General features: G+C 63.6%; 27 protein-coding genes and 1 pseudogene. 16 read left to right on the top strand and 12 right to left on the bottom strand.

All coding sequences use genetic code 11. The features are described 5' to 3' along the window. The first annotated feature begins 81 nt into the window (after positions 1-81). The 7 genes and pseudogenes from NKH70_RS10735 to NKH70_RS10765 all read left to right on the top strand — a co-directional run bounded on the left by NKH70_RS10735 (position 82) and on the right by NKH70_RS10765 (position 5,549). The gene (locus NKH70_RS10735) at positions 82-705 is read left to right on the top strand and encodes an NAD(P)H-dependent oxidoreductase (RefSeq protein WP_352915610.1); all 624 of its coding nucleotides are present in this window, start codon (positions 82-84) and stop codon (positions 703-705) included. A gap of 345 nt (positions 706-1,050) precedes the next feature. Further along, complete coding sequence (locus NKH70_RS10740) at positions 1,051-1,383, top strand: ArsR/SmtB family transcription factor (RefSeq protein ID WP_352915613.1); 333 nt, start codon at positions 1,051-1,053, stop codon at positions 1,381-1,383. A 10-nt stretch (positions 1,384-1,393) separates the two neighbouring features. After that, complete coding sequence (locus tag NKH70_RS10745; protein WP_352915616.1) at positions 1,394-2,080, top strand: aquaporin; 687 nt, start codon at positions 1,394-1,396, stop codon at positions 2,078-2,080. Then, positions 2,077-2,500: pseudogene (arsC, locus tag NKH70_RS10750) on the top strand (arsenate reductase (glutaredoxin)). Before NKH70_RS10745 ends, arsC begins: the two are co-directional and overlap by 4 nt. A 69-nt stretch (positions 2,501-2,569) precedes the next feature. After that, positions 2,570-2,902 (top strand): ArsR/SmtB family transcription factor, encoded by a 333-nt coding sequence (locus NKH70_RS10755; protein ID WP_352721136.1) that lies wholly within the window; start codon positions 2,570-2,572, stop codon positions 2,900-2,902. Between the two features lie 50 nt (positions 2,903-2,952). Next, positions 2,953-4,329: an FAD-dependent oxidoreductase gene (locus tag NKH70_RS10760; protein WP_353025232.1), complete on the top strand. Its 1,377-nt coding sequence runs from the start codon at positions 2,953-2,955 to the stop codon at positions 4,327-4,329. After that, positions 4,326-5,549, top strand: coding sequence for an MFS transporter (locus NKH70_RS10765; protein ID WP_352915625.1), 1,224 nt, complete (start codon positions 4,326-4,328; stop codon positions 5,547-5,549). The genes NKH70_RS10760 and NKH70_RS10765 overlap by 4 nt, the downstream gene beginning before the upstream one ends. A 24-nt stretch (positions 5,550-5,573) precedes the next feature. On the opposite strand, the gene NKH70_RS10770 is transcribed toward NKH70_RS10765, so the two are convergent. Both NKH70_RS10770 and NKH70_RS10775 read right to left on the bottom strand, forming a co-directional pair. After that, positions 5,574-5,798, bottom strand: a complete 225-nt coding sequence (locus NKH70_RS10770) for a hypothetical protein (RefSeq protein ID WP_352915707.1) — start codon at positions 5,796-5,798, stop codon at positions 5,574-5,576. A 231-nt stretch (positions 5,799-6,029) separates the two neighbouring features. Further along, a complete protein-coding gene (locus NKH70_RS10775) occupies positions 6,030-6,395 on the bottom strand; it encodes a VOC family protein (RefSeq protein ID WP_352915628.1) in 366 nt (121 codons plus the stop codon). On the opposite strand from NKH70_RS10775, the gene NKH70_RS10780 reads away from it, so the two are divergent. Both NKH70_RS10780 and NKH70_RS10785 read left to right on the top strand, forming a co-directional pair. After that, positions 6,394-6,852: a hypothetical protein gene (locus tag NKH70_RS10780; RefSeq protein ID WP_352721144.1), complete on the top strand. Its 459-nt coding sequence runs from the start codon at positions 6,394-6,396 to the stop codon at positions 6,850-6,852. The two genes, NKH70_RS10775 and NKH70_RS10780, sit on opposite strands and share 2 nt — an antisense overlap. A 44-nt stretch (positions 6,853-6,896) precedes the next feature. Further along, complete coding sequence (locus tag NKH70_RS10785; RefSeq protein ID WP_352915631.1) at positions 6,897-7,772, top strand: sigma-70 family RNA polymerase sigma factor; 876 nt, start codon at positions 6,897-6,899, stop codon at positions 7,770-7,772. Positions 7,773-8,026: 254 nt separating this feature from the next. Here NKH70_RS10785 and NKH70_RS10790 read toward each other — a convergent pair whose 3' ends face one another. After that, complete coding sequence (locus NKH70_RS10790) at positions 8,027-9,184, bottom strand: sulfite oxidase (protein ID WP_352915634.1); 1,158 nt, start codon at positions 9,182-9,184, stop codon at positions 8,027-8,029. A gap of 250 nt (positions 9,185-9,434) precedes the next feature. Here NKH70_RS10790 and NKH70_RS10795 point away from each other — a divergent pair, with 250 nt between their 5' ends. Next, a complete protein-coding gene (locus NKH70_RS10795; protein ID WP_352915636.1) occupies positions 9,435-9,614 on the top strand; it encodes a hypothetical protein in 180 nt (59 codons plus the stop codon). Positions 9,615-9,699: 85 nt separating this feature from the next. Here the strand turns inward: NKH70_RS10795 and NKH70_RS10800 are convergent, their stop codons facing one another. Further along, positions 9,700-9,918, bottom strand: a complete 219-nt coding sequence (locus NKH70_RS10800; RefSeq protein ID WP_352915639.1) for a hypothetical protein — start codon at positions 9,916-9,918, stop codon at positions 9,700-9,702. 163 nt (positions 9,919-10,081) lie between these two features. Between NKH70_RS10800 and NKH70_RS10805 the strand changes: the two genes are divergently transcribed. Then, positions 10,082-11,602, top strand: a complete 1,521-nt coding sequence (locus NKH70_RS10805; RefSeq protein ID WP_352915642.1) for an FAD-dependent oxidoreductase — start codon at positions 10,082-10,084, stop codon at positions 11,600-11,602. A gap of 25 nt (positions 11,603-11,627) precedes the next feature. On the opposite strand, the gene dinB is transcribed toward NKH70_RS10805, so the two are convergent. The 5 genes from dinB to NKH70_RS10830 form a co-directional block, all read right to left on the bottom strand. After that, positions 11,628-12,869, bottom strand: a complete 1,242-nt coding sequence (dinB, locus tag NKH70_RS10810) for a DNA polymerase IV (RefSeq protein WP_352915645.1) — start codon at positions 12,867-12,869, stop codon at positions 11,628-11,630. 130 nt (positions 12,870-12,999) lie between these two features. Continuing rightward, the gene (ybiA, locus tag NKH70_RS10815) at positions 13,000-13,242 is read right to left on the bottom strand and encodes a riboflavin biosynthesis intermediates N-glycosidase (protein WP_353025233.1); all 243 of its coding nucleotides are present in this window, start codon (positions 13,240-13,242) and stop codon (positions 13,000-13,002) included. Beyond that, complete coding sequence (gene ybiA, locus NKH70_RS10820; protein WP_353025234.1) at positions 13,151-13,549, bottom strand: riboflavin biosynthesis intermediates N-glycosidase; 399 nt, start codon at positions 13,547-13,549, stop codon at positions 13,151-13,153. Before ybiA (NKH70_RS10820) ends, ybiA (NKH70_RS10815) begins: the two co-directional genes overlap by 92 nt. 100 nt (positions 13,550-13,649) lie before the next feature. Then, positions 13,650-14,108 carry a GNAT family N-acetyltransferase gene (locus NKH70_RS10825; protein ID WP_352915652.1) on the bottom strand — a complete coding sequence of 153 codons (459 nt, stop codon included), beginning with the start codon at positions 14,106-14,108 and terminating at the stop codon, positions 13,650-13,652. Between the two features lie 71 nt (positions 14,109-14,179). Continuing rightward, positions 14,180-14,542 (bottom strand): hypothetical protein, encoded by a 363-nt coding sequence (locus NKH70_RS10830; RefSeq protein ID WP_353025235.1) that lies wholly within the window; start codon positions 14,540-14,542, stop codon positions 14,180-14,182. A 189-nt stretch (positions 14,543-14,731) separates the two neighbouring features. Between NKH70_RS10830 and NKH70_RS10835 the strand changes: the two genes are divergently transcribed. Further along, positions 14,732-15,028, top strand: coding sequence for a hypothetical protein (locus NKH70_RS10835; protein ID WP_292663304.1), 297 nt, complete (start codon positions 14,732-14,734; stop codon positions 15,026-15,028). A gap of 286 nt (positions 15,029-15,314) precedes the next feature. On the opposite strand, the gene NKH70_RS10840 is transcribed toward NKH70_RS10835, so the two are convergent. Next, the gene (locus tag NKH70_RS10840) at positions 15,315-16,010 is read right to left on the bottom strand and encodes an XRE family transcriptional regulator (RefSeq protein WP_352915658.1); all 696 of its coding nucleotides are present in this window, start codon (positions 16,008-16,010) and stop codon (positions 15,315-15,317) included. A gap of 76 nt (positions 16,011-16,086) precedes the next feature. Here NKH70_RS10840 and NKH70_RS10845 point away from each other — a divergent pair, with 76 nt between their 5' ends. From NKH70_RS10845 to NKH70_RS10855, 3 genes are all read left to right on the top strand, one after another. Further along, the gene (locus NKH70_RS10845; RefSeq protein WP_352915661.1) at positions 16,087-16,491 is read left to right on the top strand and encodes a hypothetical protein; all 405 of its coding nucleotides are present in this window, start codon (positions 16,087-16,089) and stop codon (positions 16,489-16,491) included. 68 nt (positions 16,492-16,559) lie between these two features. Further along, positions 16,560-17,195, top strand: a complete 636-nt coding sequence (locus NKH70_RS10850; protein WP_352721159.1) for a GcrA cell cycle regulator — start codon at positions 16,560-16,562, stop codon at positions 17,193-17,195. A 65-nt stretch (positions 17,196-17,260) separates the two neighbouring features. After that, the gene (locus NKH70_RS10855) at positions 17,261-17,866 is read left to right on the top strand and encodes a DUF6456 domain-containing protein (protein WP_352721161.1); all 606 of its coding nucleotides are present in this window, start codon (positions 17,261-17,263) and stop codon (positions 17,864-17,866) included. A gap of 44 nt (positions 17,867-17,910) precedes the next feature. Here the strand turns inward: NKH70_RS10855 and NKH70_RS10860 are convergent, their stop codons facing one another. Together NKH70_RS10860 and NKH70_RS10865 are read right to left on the bottom strand one after the other, a co-directional pair. Next, positions 17,911-18,219, bottom strand: a complete 309-nt coding sequence (locus tag NKH70_RS10860) for a hypothetical protein (protein WP_352979394.1) — start codon at positions 18,217-18,219, stop codon at positions 17,911-17,913. Positions 18,220-18,480: 261 nt separating this feature from the next. Next, positions 18,481-18,798 carry a hypothetical protein gene (locus NKH70_RS10865; protein ID WP_352915668.1) on the bottom strand — a complete coding sequence of 106 codons (318 nt, stop codon included), beginning with the start codon at positions 18,796-18,798 and terminating at the stop codon, positions 18,481-18,483. Between the two features lie 230 nt (positions 18,799-19,028). Between NKH70_RS10865 and NKH70_RS10870 the strand changes: the two genes are divergently transcribed. Next, positions 19,029-19,307: a DUF2285 domain-containing protein gene (locus NKH70_RS10870; RefSeq protein ID WP_352915671.1), complete on the top strand. Its 279-nt coding sequence runs from the start codon at positions 19,029-19,031 to the stop codon at positions 19,305-19,307. Positions 19,308-19,439: the final 132 nt, after the last annotated feature.

Here is a 19,439-nt window from a genome sequence, read left to right on the forward strand (position 1 = left end):
GTCTGCGGGTGGCTTGTTTGCATGTGATGCCCTTGCATGCACCGCCGCGATCCTCTCGCGACCGACCGGTCTGAGCGCCAGATGAAGGTCCTCGTCGTCTATTGCCATCCCTGCACCGACAGCTTCAACGGCGCGGTGCGAGATACGGTGCTGGAGACGCTTGCCGAAAGCGGCCATCAGGTCCACCTGCTCGACCTCTATGCGACCGGCTTCGATCCGGTCATGCGCACGCAGGAATGGCGCGGTTACCACGACAAGGCGGCGAACCTGCAACCGGTGCACGAACACGCGCAGGAACTACTCTGGGCGGAGGCGGTCGTCTTCATCTATCCGACCTGGTGGTATGGCCTGCCGGCGATGCTGAAAGGCTGGCTGGAGCGCGTGCTGGTGCCGGGCTTCGCTTTCGAGATGCCGACCGCTCGACGCGGTCCGCGGCCCAAATTGCGGCAAATACGCCGGGTGTTGGCAATGACCACATGCGGCGCCACGCCGCTGATGTCGTGGATCATGGGACAACCGGGCCGGCGGACCCTGCTGCGCGGCTTCCGCTCCGTCTGCCATCCGCTGTGCCGAACCAAATTCCTGGCGCTCTACCGGATGGACAGCGTCTCGGCCGCCGGACGCCAGGCGCATTTGGAGCGGGTCAGGAAAGCGGTTGCCGGTCTTGGCCGCGCTGATGCGGTCGCCGCCGCGGTGCCTGGCTGATTTGGCCGGGCGAGCCGGCGAGGGGCAGCGGGCGCTCGCTTTGGACAGGCGATAGCTTCGCCGAAGTCGGCGCCGCCCCTCATCGCCCTGCCGGGCACTTCTCCCCGTATAGTGACGGGGAGAAGGGGCTGGCCGCAGCGTTGGCGTCGTTTCTGCACCGCTGATGTTTGGCGAAATCACCGATGACGAGGCCCCTCTCCCCGTCACTATACGGGGAGAGGATGCCGGCAGGCAGGTGAGGGGCAACGCAAACGCTTAAAGGGCGAATTCAAAACTGAAGCGATTGCCTTGGGTCGCTGGCAGAGGCGCGTTGACTCTATTCCCCATTTCTGGAATCCTGGAAATATGGATAAGACACTCGCCCTTTCGGCGCTTGCCGCGCTCGGCCAGGAAACCCGGCTGGACGTTTTTCGCCTTTTGGTGCGGGCCGGCGCCGAGGGCGTGGCTGCGGGCGAGATCGCCTCGCGGCTCGCCGCATTTCCGAACACCATATCCGCCCATCTCAAGATCCTGTCGCATGCCGGCCTGGTGCGGACCGAACGGGAGGGCCGCAGCGTGCGCTACTTTGCCGATATGACCGGCTTTCGCGATCTGCTGGCCTACCTCATGGAGGACTGCTGCAATGGCGCGCCGGAACTTTGCCAGCCTGTGATCCAGGCTGTGACCTGCAACTGCTAGAAGGTTCGTCTTGGTCAATCTGTCACGCCGCCTTGTTGCCGAGGCCCTCGGCACGGCTCTGTTGGTCGCCACCGTTGTCGGTTCCGGCATCATGGCTGACAGGCTGAGCAACGATGTCGCCGTCTCCCTGCTCGGCAACACCTTGCCGACCGGGGCGATCCTGGTCGTGCTCATCACCATATTCGGGCCGATCTCCGGAGCGCACTTCAACCCGGCGGTGACGCTGGTGTTCGCGCTTCGACGTGAGATCGAAACGAAGGCAGCGCTGGCTTACGTCGCCGCCCAGATTGCCGGCGGCATCGCTGGAACGTTGCTCGCGCATGCAATGTTCGAACTGCCGATCCTGCAAGTGTCGGCGACGGTGCGGACCGGAAGCGGGCAATGGATTGCGGAACTGGTTGCCGCCTTCTGGCTGGTCTTCACCATCCTCGCCGGCCTGCGTTCCCGCCCGGATTCGATCCCCTGGCTGGTCGGGCTTTATATCACCGCCGCCTACTGGTTCACCGCATCGACATCCTTCGCCAATCCGGCCGTGGCCATCGCCCGAGCGTTCTCCAATACTTTTGCCGGCATCCGCCCCGCCGATCTGCCGGGCTTCATCGCCGCCGAACTTTTGGGCGCGTTGCTCGCCATGGCATTGGCAGGGTGGCTGCTCGCCCAACCGAAACCAGCCGGACAGATGAAAGCTGCGCGATGACCATCACCATCTACCACAACCCCGATTGCGGCACCTCGCGCAACACGCTTGCCATCATCAGGCGGTCCGGCGAGGAGCCTGAGGTGATCGAATATCTGAAAAACCCGCCGTCGCGCGAAAAGCTCGTCGAGCTGATCGCAGCGATGGGCATGACGCCGCGCCAATTGCTGCGCGAAAAGGGCACGCCCTATGCCGAACTTGGCCTGGGCGACCCTAACTGGAGCGACGACGAGATCCTCGATTTCATGCTGGCGCATCCGATCCTGGTCAAACCGGCCGATCGTGGTGACGCCGCTCGGCACCATGCTTGCCCGACCCTCCGAAGCCGTGCTCGATATCCTGCCCAATCCGGATATCGGCCCGTTCACCAAGGAGGACGGCGAGGTCGTCATCGACGCCAGCGGCAAGCGCGTCGCCTAGAGATCAGCTTATTTCGATCTTTGTCGAAATTCTCTTGACGTGCAGCGATTCTGGAAATAGCGTATTTCCATGAAACTCGAAAAAGCAGCCTCGCAACTTGAAGCCCTCGGCAGCCCGACGCGGTTGCAGCTCTATCGGACGCTGGTGCGGGCGGGCGATGAGGGGCTGCCGGTCGGGCGCATCCAGGACAGATTGGGCATCGCTGCCTCGACGCTGTCGCATCACCTCAAGCGGCTGGTCGACACCGGCCTGGTGTCACAGGAGCGCCAGGCGACCACGCTGATCTGCCGGGCCAACTATCCCGCCATGAACGGGCTCATCGGATACCTCGCAGACGAATGCTGCGCCGACGCCACCTGTGCGCCGGCATCGGCGGAAGCGACGGCCAAGACGCCGGCGTGATTTTTTTGGCAGTATAATTCGAAATTACCGGAAGGATGGAAGGTATGGAGATGATCGAAAAACTCCCCATCGCGGTGATCGGCGCCGGGCCGGTCGGCCTGGCGGCAGCGGTCCACCTCATCGCGCAGGGTATTCCTGTCAAAGTCTACGAAGCCGGCAATACGGTTGCATCCAACCTCAGGGATTGGGGCCATGTCCGGGTGTTCACGCCTTGGCGCTATTGCGTCGATCAGGCGGCTAGAAACCTGCTCGAGGCGCATGACTGGCGGATGCCGGAGCCCGAGGCATTCCCGACCGCGAACGACCTCGTCGCGGATTATCTCGAGCCGCTTGCAAAGCTTCCGCAATTGTCACCGTCGATCGAAACCGGCGCTCGGGTCGTCGGCATCTCGCGCTGGGGCGCCGACAAAGTGCTGAGCAAGGAACGCGAAAACCGGCCGTTCATGCTGGCAGTCGAGACTGCCGATGGTACAAGACGCGACAGCGCCCGTGCCGTCATCGATGCTTCGGGAACCTGGCAAATGCCGAACCCGCTCGGCGCCGGCGGAATTCCTGCAGAAGGCGAAGCCGAGTTTGCCGACCGCATCGCCTACGGCATACCCGATATTCTCGGCCGCGATCGCAGCCTTTATGCCGGCAAGACGACGCTGGTTGCCGGCTCCGGCTATTCGGCCGCCAATGCCTTGCTGGATCTCGCCAGCCTGGCGGACGTGGAGCCCGGCACGGCTTTCATGTGGACAACGCGTGGCACCGACCTGGTGCGCATCTATGGCGGCGGCGATGCAGACCAATTGCCGGCACGCGGCGAACTCGGCGCCGAAGTGCGCGAACTCGCCGAGAGCGGCGGCGTCAGGCTGGTGACGGGCTTTGCGGCTGTCTCGATCCGCGATGCCAACGGCCGGCTGGTCGTCGAAGGCCAGACCAAGGACGGCTTGCAGGCGCTTGGCCCGGTCGACAGCATCATCGCCGCGACCGGACAGCGCCCCGATCTGTCGCTGACCCGCGAGCTTCGGCTCGAGCTCGATCCGTGGCTGGAAAGCGTCAAGGCACTGGCGCCGTTGATCGATCCCAACGAGCACTCCTGCGGCGACGTGCCGCCGCACGGCCACCGCGAGCTCAGCCATCCCGAGCACGGGTTCTACACGGTCGGCATCAAGAGCTATGGCCGCGCACCGACCTTCCTGCTGCTGACCGGGTATGAGCAGGTGCGCTCGGTCGCCGCGGCGATCGCCGGCGACATGGTTGCGGCCGACAATGTCCAGCTCGTGCTGCCGGAGACTGGCGTCTGCACCGTGCCGCGGATCGGCATTGCCGACAAGGGATGCTGCGGCGGTCCGGCGCCGGTAGCGGTGGATGCCTGCTGTGTCGCCGACGTCGAGGCTAAGGCGGTCGGCAAAGGCGGCTGTGGCTGCGGCGTCGCGGCATGAGCCTTTCGCCGCCTTCGCCGGCCATTTTGCGCAGCCGCGGCGCGATCATCACCGCGCTTGGCCTGACGCAGATCATGGCGTGGGGGTCTTCCTACTATCTTCCAGCGGTCATTGCGCCGGCGGTCTCTTCCGATACCGGCTGGCCGCTGGCATGGGTTGTCGGCGGCCTGTCTCTTGGCTTGCTTGTGGCGGGATTGATCTCTCCGCGCGTCGGGTCGTCGATCGAGCGGCATGGCGGCCGCAACGTCCTGGCGTTCAGCGCTGGATGCATCGGAGTCGGCCAGGTTGGGCTGGCCGTTGCCCCCAACCTTGCGGCGTACATCGCTGCCTGGCTGATCATCGGCCTGGGCATGGGGGCGGGGCTCTACGATGCCGCTTTCGCAACGCTTGGCCGCCACTACGGCCATGGTGCGCGCTCCGCCATCACCACGCTGACGCTGTTCGGCGGTTTTGCCAGCACAATCTGCTGGCCGATCTCGGCCTTTCTGCTGGAGGAAGTCGGCTGGCGCGGTACCTGCCTGGTGTACGCGGCTGTTCAGTTGGTGATTGCCCTTCCGCTCTATCTGGTGATCCTGCCCCGCGAGGCGCCGAAACCGCCAGTCAAACCGGGATTGAACCAGGCGACGCCGGCTCTCGATGGCAATCCCGATCTGTCGATCATGATCGTTCTGGCCGCGACACTTACGCTTGCGGCGGTGATCTCCTCGACGCTGTCGGTGCATCTGCTCACCATCCTGCAAGGCAGCGGCATGGCGCTGGCCGCTGCCGTCGGGCTCGGCGCGCTGGTCGGCCCGTCCCAAGTGGCGGCGCGTGCGATCGAGATGACCATCGCGCGCTACCACCATCCGATCCTGACCAAGTTTGCCTCGGTTACCTTCGTCGCGATCGGCGTTTCGGCGCTCTGGGCCGGCATGCCAGTCATCCCGTTGGCGCTCGGCTTCTACGGCGCGGGCATCGGCCTCGAATCCATCGCGCGGGGAACGCTGCCGCTCGCGCTGTTCGGCTCGAACGGCTATGCGAAGCTGATGGGCCGCCTCGCCATGCCGAGCCTGATTGCCCAGGCAGCGGCACCCTCGGCCGGCGCATTGCTGCTGGAGCGCTTCGGCCCGCACGGGACGTTGGCCGCGCTTTCCGGTCTGGCGCTGGCCAACGTCATCCTCGCATGCGGCTTGGGCTGGCGGATGCTCCGCCGCCAGCAATCGCAGGTTCAAACCCGATAGGATTTCGACCTGCGGTCAGTGCTTTCAACTGGAGAGCGGGAGATCGTCCAAGGGATCGACAAGGAAGGACGCGGCAATCAGATCGTCCGCGTCGAGGCGCAGTGAGCCTTCGGCGCCGCCCATGATGGCGGCAACCTTTTGAAACGTCTTGATCTCGTGCTCGGTAATCTGGGCACTTTGCATTCTGGATTTGAGGTCAGCAACGCGCAGCCCCAAACTGTGGGACATTCCGATTTTTCGGTTCGACATGGTAAGATGCTCCTCCCCGGCCCATGTTTGTTTCGCCACCCACCCTTATTCGCATTTCCTCCGCCTGCCTAAATATGAGGCATCGCGAATACAGCGCCCGAACGCCCGATGCAAGGGAAGGTTCCGGCGCGCAGAGGTCACGAAATAATAACACGAAGGAAGCAGGGCCAATGGTCCGGCCGGAGGTAGGACTTAGGTACGACGCCCCGCCGGACAGAGGGCTCCGGTGGCTTATCGGCTGGCGAGGACCATGCGGTTGCCTTCGCTGTCGCGAAACTCCGCCACCGTGCGTCCCGGCTGCCACGACGCCTCATGCGGTTCGGTGATGATCTCGACGCCGCCCGCCTTCAACGCCGCGATCATTGCTCCGACATTTTCGTCGACCAGCACCAATACGGGCTCCGCGCCGGGGGCGTCGTCGGCGCGGCTGATGAAATGCAGGTTCGTCACGGCATGCGGAAATGCCAGCTCGATCCAGCGCCAGCCGCCATCACCCATCTTCTGGTCGGCCAGCACCTGACAGGCGAGATGCCTGGTGTAGAACGCCTTGGCTCGATCCTGGTCGAATACCGGAAGCTCGGCAAACTGGATATGCATGATTCGTCTCTCCTGCTTGATGGCTGCCGCGCAGCCGCCCACGCGGGAAAGACGATGCGGGCAACCGAAAAGATTCTTCGGCAAGGAGAATCTTTTCAGCGCAGCCGGTCGTCCTTCGTTCATACCAACCAATCAGGAGACGACAATGGACTACGCGCTCATTCGATACGGTGTGAACCAAGCCGACCTGGAAGATAATCGCGCGCTGGTCGAAAAAGTGTTCGAAGCGCTGGGCGAGGCTGCACCGCCGACGGTGCGCTATCTCGTGCTCGAGCTGGACGACGGCTCGTTCGTCCACATCGTCGGCCAGGACGGCGATTCGTCGGCGCTGACCGGGCTTGCCGCCTTCAAGGCATTTGCGGAAAACCATGCCGAACGCCGTTCGACCCCGGCAATGCGATCGCCTGTCAAAGTCGTCGGCAATTACCGTATGCTGGCGGATCACAAGGCGGGATAGCGCCTGCCATGCCGCTCGCGCAGAAACGGGATGCTACGCCGAAAATGAACAGGGCGACTTTGGAGGCGATGCTCGTCGGGTTGCGGCCAAGGCTGCATCGCTACTGCGCGCGCATGGCCGGCTCGGTGATCGACGGCGAGGACATCGTCCAGGAGGTGCTGATCAAGGCGCTGCAGGCGATCGACGGGGGCGCCATGGTCGAACGGCCGGAGCAATGGCTGTTTCGTATCGCCCACAATGCCGCGCAGGATCACCTGCGGCGGCGCAATCGGGAAAGGTCGCGCATGACCGAGGCCGACATGAGCGTGATCGAGGATCCTTCCGGCAGCGCCGACAGCCGGCTCGCCGCCCAGACCGGCCTGCGCTCCTTCATGCAGCTTTCGGTGCCGCAGCGCAGCGCCGTGATCCTGGTCGACGTGCTCGGCCTCAGCCTGCACGAGACCTGCGAAGTGACCGGCGCGACGCTCGCCGCCACCAAGGCGGCACTGCATCGCGGGCGGGCGCAGCTCAAGCTGCTGGCGCTGCAGCCCGAGCAGGCGCTCGCCCCGAGGCTCGACGCCGACGACGAGCGCCGGCTGCGGCGCTATGTCGACCTGTTCAACGCGCGCGACTTCGACGCGGTCAGGGCACTGATCGCCGAGGACGTCCGGCTCGATGTCGTCAACCGCGTCCGCCTGCGCGGCAAGGCCCAGGCGTCGACCTATTTCGGCAATTACGACCGTATCAGCGACTGGACATTGTCGCTCGGCTTCGTCGACGGCAGGCCGGCGATCCTCATCCGCGAGCCGCAAGCGGCCGACGGCGCCGTGCGCGGCTTCATGCTGGTCGAATGGGCGGGCGAGGAGGTCATCCAGATCCGCGACTTCCGCTATGCGCCCTGGTGCCTGGTCGACGCGGAGATCAGGGCCGTCGAGAGGTGAAGGGCTCCGCTTCCGATTTCGGGGAGCGGTATCGTCGCGAAGAGGATCTACGGCCTACACCCGTCATGCTCGATATAGAGCGGTGCGAGCTTTCGGATCAGGCAGCCTCCTCCTGGGTGACCCAAACGCAATTGCCATATGGCAGCAAGTTCTTAGAGCGGATCCGGTTCTCTTGGAACCGGCAACCCGCTCTAACTATCTGTTTTGCCGCATTTATGCGGACGCCAAATGATTCCATTTGGCTGCAAAATGCTCTAGCCGATACGCACGCGGCGCGTCACCTGGCCATTGCTTTCCCAGTATGTGTGTTTCTTGGCAATCAAGGGATCGTCCATCGCCGGTTGAATTTGTCCCGTGGTGCTGACCGCGCGCGAGGTCACCGTGTGTTCTCCAGGAGAGGGATTTGCCCAAGCCAGGGACCAGATTTTCCAGGCGTGTTCTGCCTCCTCACTGTGGTCAATGGTCGCTGGTGCCCAAGGCCCCTGATCGATTTGCACTTCGACCCGGTCGATCGGCGCCCCCCAGGCTGCCCCAACGATGCGGTAATCTGAGTCTTTCCGGGTAACCTTCGCAGGCGCGGACTTTATCAGCGCTCGCCCGACTGAAGTCTCGGCCCATACGGTCTCGCCGTTGTGGTCCTCCTCCCGGATGGTGACATAGTCACGGGCCATCAGAAGGCTCATGAACCGCGTATCGCGAACCTCGATGCGTTTTAGCCACTTGACGTTGGCGATCCCGTACCAGCCTGGAGCAATGAGCCGTACCGGGAAGCCATTGGCCGCCGGCAAGGCGGCTCCATTCATTTCATAGCAGAGGAGATTGTCGGGGGTCATCGCGTCGGCGAGCGACAAGCTACGAGCGAAGTTCTGCTTCATCTTTACGTCGCGTATCGGGATCTCGCCTGTGTCGGTACCGAAAAAGACGACCTCGATGCCCTTCTCCAGAACACCGGCTTCCTCGAGGATCGGGGCGAGCGGCGTACCTGCCCAACGGGCATTGCCGATGCCGCCGGTGAAAAAGGGAAATCCGTGGTTGCCCGAGCATTCCACTGTGAAAACGACCTCCTGCCGCGGTCGCGCCTTGATGTCGGCGAGCGTTAACTCCAAGGGCTTCTTGACCAGGCCTCCGATCTCCATCGACCATGTCTTCTCGTCGATCGTTGGTCGGTTGAAATGCGAGATGCTGAAGAACTTGTCGTTTGGCGTTATCCAGCTGTCCAAATCCTCCCAGACAAGCTGCTTCTGGATACCCACCGGATCGGGATTTTTGGTCGGCTGATCCAGCCACGGAATAACTTCCTCGCTCGGCCGTGTTGGAAAAGCGTAAGCCCGACGCGAGGTATAGAGAGCAGCAATTGCGGCAAGAGCCGCGCTTCCTTGAACAAGAAGTTCTCTGCGCTGAAAATCAGGCATGTTGTTTACCTCCCAGTTGATCCGGAACAGGCTGCAACGTGCCTTAGGCCGTAGCCTGATCACGGATAGGCGACACAATGTGAGGTCTGCCCATCCGGAAGTATCCGCATAGGTCAGACAATCACCGACGCAAGTCAGGCATGTGAAGCGTTGGACGAAACTCTGGCTCGCGTTTCGCATGCCAAGAGTGCGCCTTTGAGAAGGAAGTGTCCACAACTTGGACGGGACATGATGATGATTGCAGCATTCCATGCCGATTTCCGGTCCTGCCAAATCGTTGCTGCTCGGATCGCTGCCGAACGCCCGCTTCTGGGTCATTTCGGGACCTTCGCGGGTGCTGGTCGAAAAGGTGTTTCCTGTCGGCCAGTGGGTTGGCCGGGCGGCCGGCATCGCCCTGATCGCCTGGGGCAGCGCAACGCTTTTGGTCTGACGACCAGGGCCGCCTCGAATGTCGCGTTTGCAGGAAACGATCCCTCCTGACGCAAAGTGTATCGCACTGCCCCGGCCAGGCCGGCTCACAACTCCTTTTCGGCCAGTTCGCGAAAGGCGTCGGGAACCGACCGCCGTAGTCCGAGCGCGACCGAGGCGTAGCCGACCGCCTCCCAGCCGAAGCGGTCGCGGATCTTGTCGACGGCGCGATCTGCGGTCCAGCGCGCCGCGCCATTCCTGGTGCCGGGGCCGCGGCGGTCGTCGTCGAGCCCGAGCGGCAATTCCAGATGCAGGCCCGGCTGCATTTCCAGGTGGTGGAGGGCTGAGGGGCCGGAAACATATCCGAGCTCCGCTCTGGGTTTTCCCCTCGGCCGTCCCGGACGACACTGAGCACCATGGCGTCAAAGGTCCCGAGGAACTTTGAACCCTCGCGTCCGTTTACCGGCTATCGCGTCTGGAAGTTCCGCCATGAATGTCAGCGATGAAAGGACTGTATCGCTTTGGGCGGCAACCGAAGTCGCGCCTGAGGCGGTTCCGCTCGAGCGGAGTGAACAGGTCGATGTCGTGGTCGTCGGATCTGGCATTGCCGGACTGTCGGTCGCCTACGAACTGGCCATCGCCGGGCAAAAGGTGGCGGTGCTCGATCGCGGCCGGATCGGAAGCGGCATGACGGCCCGCACCACCGCGCATCTGTCATCGATCTGCGACGACTACTTTTCGGAACTGATCAAATTGCGCGGCGAGGAACTGGCGCGAATTTACTACCGAAGCCAGTCGGCCGCTATCGACCGTATCCAATCGATCCAGGAGGTGGAGGGCATCACATGTGATTTCCGCCGCCTCGACGGCTTCCTGTTTCCGGCGTCAGGCAGAAAGGAATCCGTCATCGAGCGGGAACTGGACGCCGCCCGGAAAATCGGTGTCGACGTCGAGAAAACCGCAGGCGTGCCGTTTGCAGGCTTTTCGGATGCGCCCGTCCTTCGCTACGCCAATCAGGCGACATTTCACCCGCTCAAATATCTCCGCGGGCTCGCTGCTGGCATTCGCGCGCGCGGCGGCGCGCTTTATGCGGAGACCATCGTCGACAAGGTCGAGGAGACCGACGGCGGCGTCCGCGTAAGCACGGTCTCGGGCTTTACCGTGTCTGCCAGATCGGCCGTTGTCGCCACCAATTCGCCGATCAACGATCGGGTCGCGCTCCACACCAAGCAAGCGCCATATCGGACCTACGCGATGTCGTTCGAGATCGCGCGCAACGTTTTGCCGGATGCACTCTATTGGGACACGCTGGATCCCTATCACTACGTTCGCCTGCAGCCTGGTGAAGGCAAAACCGACTTTCTGATCGTCGGTGGTGAGGACCACAAGACAGGGCAGGCCGACGATGCCGACGACCGCTTCGCGGCCTTGGCGGACTGGATCAAAGGGTTGGTGCCCGATATCGGCACCGAGGCCAATCGATGGTCCGGGCAGGTAATGGAGACCGTCGACTATGCCGGCTTCATCGGCCGCAATCCCGGCGACCGGCGTGTCTTCGTGGCTACCGGCGATTCCGGTCAGGGCATCACCCATGGAGTTGTTGCCGGCCAACTGATTTCCGACCTGATCCTGAAGGGGGAAAGCCCTTGGCGGGAACTTTACGAACCCTCCCGCAAGACGGCACGCGCGATTGGCGACTATCTGGCGGAGAATGCGACAACGATCAGGAGTTTTGCCGAGTATGTCGCTCCTGGCGAAATCGATTCCGCCGATAAGCTGCGGCCGGGAGAGGGCGCCATCGTCCGCGAGGGACTTACCAAAGTGGCGGCTTTCCGCGATGAGGACGGCACGCTCCACAAGCGCTCGGCCTCATGCACCCATGCCGGCTGCCATGTCCATTGGAACTCGTTGGAACGCTGCTGGGACTGTCCCTGCCACGGCTCGCATTTTGCCGTCGACGGCACGGCCTTGAACGGGCCGGCCGTATCGCCCCTGGCTCCTGTCGGATAGTCTTCTTTCGCCCCGGCCGCACAACTCACAGCTCCTTCTCGGCCAGCTCCCGAAACGCGTCGGGAACCGACCGCCGTAGTCCGAGCGCGACCGAGGCGTAGCCGACTGCCTCCCAGCCGAAGCGGTCCCGGATCTTGTCGACGGCGCGATCTGCGGTCCAGCGCGCCGCGCCCTTCCTGGTGCCGGGGCGGCGGCGGTCGTCGTCGAGCCCGAGCGGCAGTTCCAGTTGCAGGCCGGCATGCTGCTCCAGATGCGATACGGCGATCGCCAGCAGCGAGATGGTCTTTTCATGCGGATGATCGATAAGCACCTTGCGCACCAGCGCCTCGGCGATCTCGGCCAGCATGGCGGTTGCCGATATCGGCTGGTCGAGCGTGATCGAGCGCGTCACCGATCGCAAATCGGCAAAGCGGACGCGAACCGTGACGGTGCGGCCGGGCCGGGATTTCGCCCGCAACCTCGTGGCGACCCTGTCGGCCAGATGCAGCAAAGCGGGTACGAAGACGTCCTCGTCGGCCGGTTTTCGGCCAAGCGCCGATTGCGCGCCGGCCGATCGCGCGCGGCGCTGCGTCTCGAGCTTGCGCGGATCGCGGTTCCACGCCAGCGCGTTGAGTTTTTCTCCGGCCGCCGGCCCGAGCAGGCGCTCCAGCGCGCCACTGTTGGTCTTGGCCAGCTCGCCGATGGTGTTGACGCCGATGCCGGCCAGCCGCTCCCTGGTGACCGGGCCGACGCCCCACATCAGCTCGACCGGCAGGTGGTGCAGGAACTCCAGCTCGTGGCGCGGATCGACCACCACCAGCCCGTCGGGCTTTGCGACCTGTGAGGCGATCTTGGCCAGATGCTTGGTGCGGGCTACGCCGACCGAGATCGGCAAGCCGAGCTCGGCCCGCACGCGGCGGCGGATCTTGCTGGCGATCTCGGCCGGCGAGCCGAACAGATGGGTGCAGCCGGCGACGTCGGCAAAGGCCTCGTCAATGGAAATCCGCTCGACCACCGGCGTGAAATCGCCGAGCACCTTGATGGCCGCATCGCCCAGCCGCTGATAGTCCTTGAAATGGCCGCCGACGAAAATGAGTTGCGGGCAGAGTTCCCGCGCTCGCCGTCCCGGCATGCCGCCGCGCACGCCGAACGCCTTGGCTTCATAGGATGCGGCAAGCACTACCCCGCCGCCGACGGCAATCGGCTTGCCGCGCAAGGCCGGGTCGAGCAATTGTTCGACCGAGGCATAGAAGGCATCCAGATCCGCGTGGAGGATGTTGGCTTCCATCCGGCCCGTTCGCCCGCGGCGGTTCGAACGCCGCATTGTCTCGAGTTGTGATGAGAACATAAAGAGAACATCGCCGGCGGATTGTCAAGCAGCGCGGAGGCTGCCGCAGATGACGAGAGGGCGGCAATGTTCAGCCGCGCAGCCGATCGCGGGCCTGCATCAGCGCGAATCCCAACAGGTTCTCGCCGCGCCACAGCAGCGGGTTCACCGCCCTCTCGTCATCCGCCGCAAGGCCGATGCCCCACACCCGGTCGACGGGGCTCGCCTCGACCAGCACCCGGTCATGCGTCGACAGCAGATATTCGCGCAGCGCCGCGTTCTGGCGGAACTTCTGAAAAGCTCCCTTCGGTGACGATGCGATATTTGTCGGCATCCCATTTGGTGCCATCGAAGCCGCTCACCTGGCGGCCAAGTTGCTTTGCCTGCTTGGGGCTCGCCGCCTCGAGGATTTGTGTTGCCGTCTGAGCATCACCGAACAGGCGTGCCTTCTCGGCCATCATCCAGTGTTCGGCAGTCGGATAGCTCAGACCATCGACGGTAAAGGGCGCATGCCACCACTGGCTGAAGCACGACGTGGTTATGCGGCCGTCCTTGGACGGCTGATGGCCCCAGAAGAACAGGAACTTCTGCCGGGGCTTTGCGCGAAAGGTTTTTTCAAGCCAGGTTCGGTCGTAAATCATCGAGCGGATGGAGCAGGGCGAAAGGTCGGCTTGTCAATGCTCCATCCAGAGTGGGGTAGCGAAGATGAGCGGTCGGCGCTGAATTCGATGAAATGCTGATCTACAGCGCCATCTTGTAGCCGAGATGACTGGCGGTGAAACCGAGGCGCTCGTAAAAAGCGTGCGCCTCCCGTCGACCTTTGTCCGTGGTGAGCTGGACGAAGCTGCAATTGCGCGAACGGCACGTTTCAATCGCCCATTCGATCATCAGCTTGCCGACCCCGCGGGACCGCCTTTGCCGGGCGATGCGAACGCCTTCGATCTGGCCGCGCCAGGTGCCTTTCCTCGAAATGCCTGGAAGGAAGCTGAGCTGCAGCGTTCCGACCACTTGCCCGGCGTCGACGGCGACGGCCAGCAACTGGTTGGGATCGGCATCGATTGCGCTGAAAGCATCGAGATAGCATGGCGCAAGCGGCGTGGACGGGTCTTCCCGGTCTGCGCCGAGCACATCGTCGGCAAGCATTGCAACGATCGCCGGCAGGTCAGGCGCCTGGGCACGACGGAATTCGATCTCGCTCATCGCGCGGAGACATACGGCGCAGTGTTGGCGATCGCAATATCCGTTTTGACTTGCAAGGGAGGCGCGCGTCTTCAGGCGGCCTCGAGCGCCCAGAGACAATGGCCGTAGCGGCGGAAGAAGCGGGCGAAGAGGCGTTGTTGCCTGGCGCGGGCGAGGTCGGCGGCGCGCCTTTCCTGCCGCCAGCGCGGCATGTTGCGGAACATCGACAGGAAGCGGGCGGCGTCATCGAGTGCTTCCTCGGCTGACTGTGCCGGGCGGATCGCCGCCAGGAACAGAGCGCGGCTCGGCTTCATCTGATCAATCGCCGCCTTGCGCTGGCGATGACCCTGGCGTGCCTTGCGGATGCCGTGCTGGCGGATGGCCGCGAAAGCGGCAAGCATAGCCGGGCTGTCGCCGCTATAGCCGCAGGCATGGGCGAACTGGGCTGGGTCCATCGTCATTCCCTTGCTGCCGGCCGGCTGCGGTTCTGTTGCTCGCGCCGATTCCAGTCCGCACCAGGTATAAGCATAACTCAAATAATCGAACAAGCGAAACTTTCATGTTGGTGTAAGCGGAACCGACTCGACTCCGCTTGGAAAACCGATAATGATGCGAACAAAGCAGGAACAACGATGGGGATGGCCATGGCATTGGCAGGCAAGGAAGCGACGATCGCCGATGTTGTCTCGATTGCCGTCGAGTGCATCGACTGCGGACGCAACAGGTGGTGGAAGCCGGCCGAGCTCAAGCGGCATGGGGTGATGCCGGAGACACCGCTGGCCGCACTTTCGGGGCGCCTGATCTGCAAGGCCTGCCGGGCCGACGGCCTGCCGGGCGCCGCGGTCTCGATCCAGGCCGCCTTCATCGACGACCGGCAACGGACCCGCGCCGAGGCGCGCCTGCTCAACGGTCGAGAGCTGGAGCAGTCGAGGCGGGCTTGAGGGGAGGGCGCCGGTCCCTCCTCAGGGCGGGCTATCGCATATGGGGTCCCCCTCATCCGGCCGCGGAGCCTGGCCTCGGGCTTGCCGGAGGCAAGACCCGCGGGCGGCCACCTTCTCCCCGCTGGGAGAAGAGCCTGGCATCAACGCTGGCGACCTCCTCTCCCCTCGGGGAGAGGTCGGATTGCCCGAATTGCCCTTCGCAATTCGGTTGGCATTCCGGGTGAGGGGGGCGCTTGCCTACTTGCGATTGCCCTGCTTCTCTCGGGAGAAGGCAACAAGCGCCTCCTCAATACCCCAGCAATTCCTTGAGCGGGATGACGCGGAAGACGTTCTTGATGGCGTAGCGGTTGAAGGTCAGCGTCTTCGGCGGGTTGTACTGTTCGACGATCAACTCGGCAGCGGTGCGCTTGACCAGCTTCTTGATGAAGGCCTTGCCGTTTTGCTCGTTCTCCTCGGGCAGCGTCTCGATCACCACATGGTCGCCGGGCAGCGCTTCGCGGCCGCCGCAATAGATCATCTCGCCGGGCTCGTAGCGCGGCACCATCGAATCGCTCAGCACGTGCAGCGCAAACACATTGCGCAGATGCCGGATCCCCGGCGGCCGCTGGACATAGCCGGCCGGCTGGCCATTGAAGGTGAAGTCGCCATCGTCGCCGCCGACGGCGGTGCCGAGAAGCTGGATGTCCATCGGCCCGGCGGGCAGGGGGCCGGGATCGGTGACGATCTCGGCATCGGCGACCGGTCCGGCATCTTCGAGGAAAACGACCTCGCCCTTGCCGAGCGCCACCGGGTCGACGCGCAGGAAAGCGGCGGTCTTCAAAAGGTTCTCGGTCTTGGGCAGGTTGCGCCCGGTCTCCCAGTTGCCGACGGCAGCGACGTCGGTGTCGTTGTGCTCGGCAATGTGGCGCATCACCAGGCCGCGCTGCTTGCGCGCCCGGCGGATCGCCGCTCCGACCTTGATCGACAGTGCAGTTTTCGCCATGGCTCCATCTGAGGCATAAGATTCGGTTTCGTCTATGCAAGAATCGCTTGCATTATGATTTGAGTTATGCTCTTATATGGGCATGCACAAGTCGCTTCACCAGCTTTCGGTCCTTGAATCCGCCGTTCAGCGCGCCGGCAGCGCTGGCCTGGAGGCGGTACCGCAAACGATCGCCAAGGCCATGCATGTGCCAACCCTTTCCCCTTCGTCGCGGCTGTCCTCCTCCCCGGCCGGGACGATGCCCGAGGCTCGCGCCTCGGATCCGGCAGCGCAAGCGGCCGGAACGGCCGGAGCCGTTCCCCTCACGGCTCCGGCCACGAATTCCCTGCCGGCCGGCAATGCGGATGCCACGGTTTCCTGCATCCGCACCGAAGACGGCACGGTCATCGCCTTCGACAAGCGGACGGGCAAGGCAGTGTCCGGCGCAACAAGGCAGGCGGCCGAGATGAAGCTCGATCGCAGCAGACAACGCGAAGGCTGACCGGCTTTCGGGCCTGAGGCCGGCGAAGCCGGCGCCGCACACAACCATCTTTGCAGGGAAAAAACATCATGGCCGCCCGCTATTCCGCCTCGGAACTGGAACAAATCGAGAACTGGCTGATGAGCGGACTGTCGGCCGCGAAGATCGCCACCAGGCTCGGTGCGCAGCGTGGTAGCCCGCTCTCACGCGCGGCCATCATCGGCATCGTCCACCGCACCGCCCGTTTGCGCACCATCGGCCTTGCCAGATCCAAGGGCCGGTGTGGCGGACGGTCGGGCGGACGGCTCGGAAATTCGGCGCCTGAGCCATCAAATGCCGCAGGTCAAGCGGAGGCGGCTCCGAAGGCCGAGCCACGCTGCCGCCCCGCCAGGCTGTCGGCCAGGCTGGCGCCGCCGGCCTGGCAGCCGGGTCCGGCTCGGATCACCGGGACCGATGGCGCGCCGCTTGAAATGCCGGCGCCGCGCCCGATCGCTGCCGGCGGCCGCCAGCCGCATTTCGCCGCCATGCGCTTCATCGATTGCCTGTTCGAGCGCTGCCGCGCGCCGCTCGACACGACGCTGCAGGAGGATGCGGAAAACGACGCCCCCGGCAGCCGGCCCGGTTTGGACATGCTGTGCTGCGGACTGCGCACCAAGCCATCGAAAAGCTACTGCGCCTATCACGCGGCGCGCTTCCTGCGCACGCTGCCGGCCGAAGCAATTTGAGCCCGCTTCCATGAGGCTGGAAGTTCGCCAGAGCCCGACGACCAAAACCCAGGAGGACTGATCCGATGAGCAACAAAACCGCCCAAAAGGCCAAAGCCAGGCCACCGAGATTGCCGAAAGGCGAGGCCGAGCAGGTGCGCATCCGCAAGGAGATCGGTCATGATTTCGCGCTGAAGGACGACCAGTTCGGCCGCAAGCGGCTGGCCAAGGGGACGCAGGAGGGCGCGCGCCTCTACGAGGTTTCCAATGATGGCCACACAGCGACCGGCGGCATCGTGCGGGTGCGCAACGTCGACCCGCTGAGCGGCCTCACCTCGTTGTCGCGCCAGCAGCGCGAGGCAGGCATGCGCTACCGCCAGGATTTTCGCGACTCGTCCGAGGCAAGCGCCAAGCCGATGGCCTGGGCCGAGCGCGTCGACGGCGGCCGCACCGGCAGCGGCGTCGCCGAACACATTCTGTCCGCTGGCCGCGACCATGCCGAGGCCACCAGGGCGCTTGCCCATTGGGAGATCGCCGGCGTCGTGCAAAAGGTCTGCTGTGCCGACGCAACGGTGAAAAGCCTGGCCGACCAAGCCGGCGAGCCGCGCGACGTGGTGGTGAAACTGCTCAAGATCGGGCTCGACATATTGGCCGTGCATTACGGCATGATGCTGATGCGCAAGCCGAGGTGAGAAGCCCCGCCGATCCGGCCGGCACTACCGGCCGGATCGATCCGTCAACGACGGCAGACACGGATTCTTTCGATGATCCGGTGGTGATGACGCCAGTGCCTGATGACTTCGGTGTGGCAGCGCCGGTGGTACCGGTACCGGTAGCGCGGCCTGTAGTCCTCGTCGTAGACATCATAGCGGTAACGGGGGACGTACTCATCGTCGTAATCGGAATACCGATGGTGGCGATAATAATAGTCGTCGTCATAGCCGTTGCCGATGCCGATCGTGACGCTGCCGCCAGCATTCGCCGGGCCAATCACGGAAGCCGCCGAGGCGATGGCGATCACCGAGGCAAGCAGGAGCTTCTTCATAGCTACCTCCTTCTTTAACGTCCCTCTAATAGAAAAACCCTTGAGGGGCAGCCTCGTTCCATAGATTGGCAAGATGCCACGAAGCGAGAGCCCAAATTAGCGCCAGCGGGGGCGAAAACGCCTCTTGCTGTACGCCAGGGTGGGGCCGCCGACGCAACGTGGCTGGCTGCTTTCCAAGCCTCGAGCGGATTGTGGTCCGCGCCCTATGTATCCCGTCAAACAGCGACAATCGGGCGGTGCCAGTCCCGTCACCTTGCCGACCTACAGAATATGGCCCAGTTCCAGCAAAATGAAAGCGGTCGCACCCAGCACAGCGAGGGCGTAGGCCGCATAAAGAACAAGCAGCATCACCTCAAAGTCCCGGACGAAGCTTGCGGCAATCCTGGTCTCCTTAGGCTCCGCTTTCTCGATGCGGTCGGTTTCCAGCTGCTCCGTTGCCACGACGAGGCAGACAATCCTGTCGTTTTCGGCCGCCTGTAATATCCGTTCAGTCAAATCGACTGCAATCACTGGGTCATCGGCCAACTGATCCCGCGATAGCCGGCCTTCAGTGACGGTCTGGATTTCACGCTTTCTCACGCACGCACAATTGCGTCGACTAAATTAGGTTCCACTGAAATACATAGTAAAATACATAGATTGCGTCCACCCGATCGCGATGGGTGAGGCGTGAGACCAGCTGGGCGGGGAACCCCCGCCCGAGGCCCGCATTTGTCGACTGTCGAGCCGAATCTCAATCCGCATCCTCCGATCAAAGGGCGCGGGCTTCTTCATAGGCTGCTACGATGCGCCAGTGCTGGTAGGTCGCAATGCAAAAGCCGCCAAACCTTCATATCGCGAACGCAGCGCCGACGTCTTCGGTGCTGACCGGTTATGACGAAGATCGCATGCTTACTTATGTCCGGCTGCTCGACGCTTCGGCGGAAGGGACCGATTGGCGCGAGGTCGCCCGCATCGTTCTGCACATTGATCCGGAGCAGGAGCCGGAGAGGGCTTTCCGGGCGTGGGCGACACATCTGGCGCGTGCACGATGGATGACCAGGAAGCGGAACGAGCTGCGCCAATTGCATATTGAGTGGTGGGGATGAGCACCGTTTAAGCGGAACTGCCGTCTCGGTCTGGCCGTTGAGGGAGGAGGCCAACATGGAAAAGCGACCAATGACTTCTTGGCGAGCCAATACTTTCGAGCTGTGCTGCCTTCTTGCAGTTCCGCTGTCGCT

Origin of the sequence: Mesorhizobium sp. M0991 (assembly GCF_040318915.1) — a bacterium.
GTDB lineage: Bacteria > Pseudomonadota > Alphaproteobacteria > Rhizobiales > Rhizobiaceae > Mesorhizobium.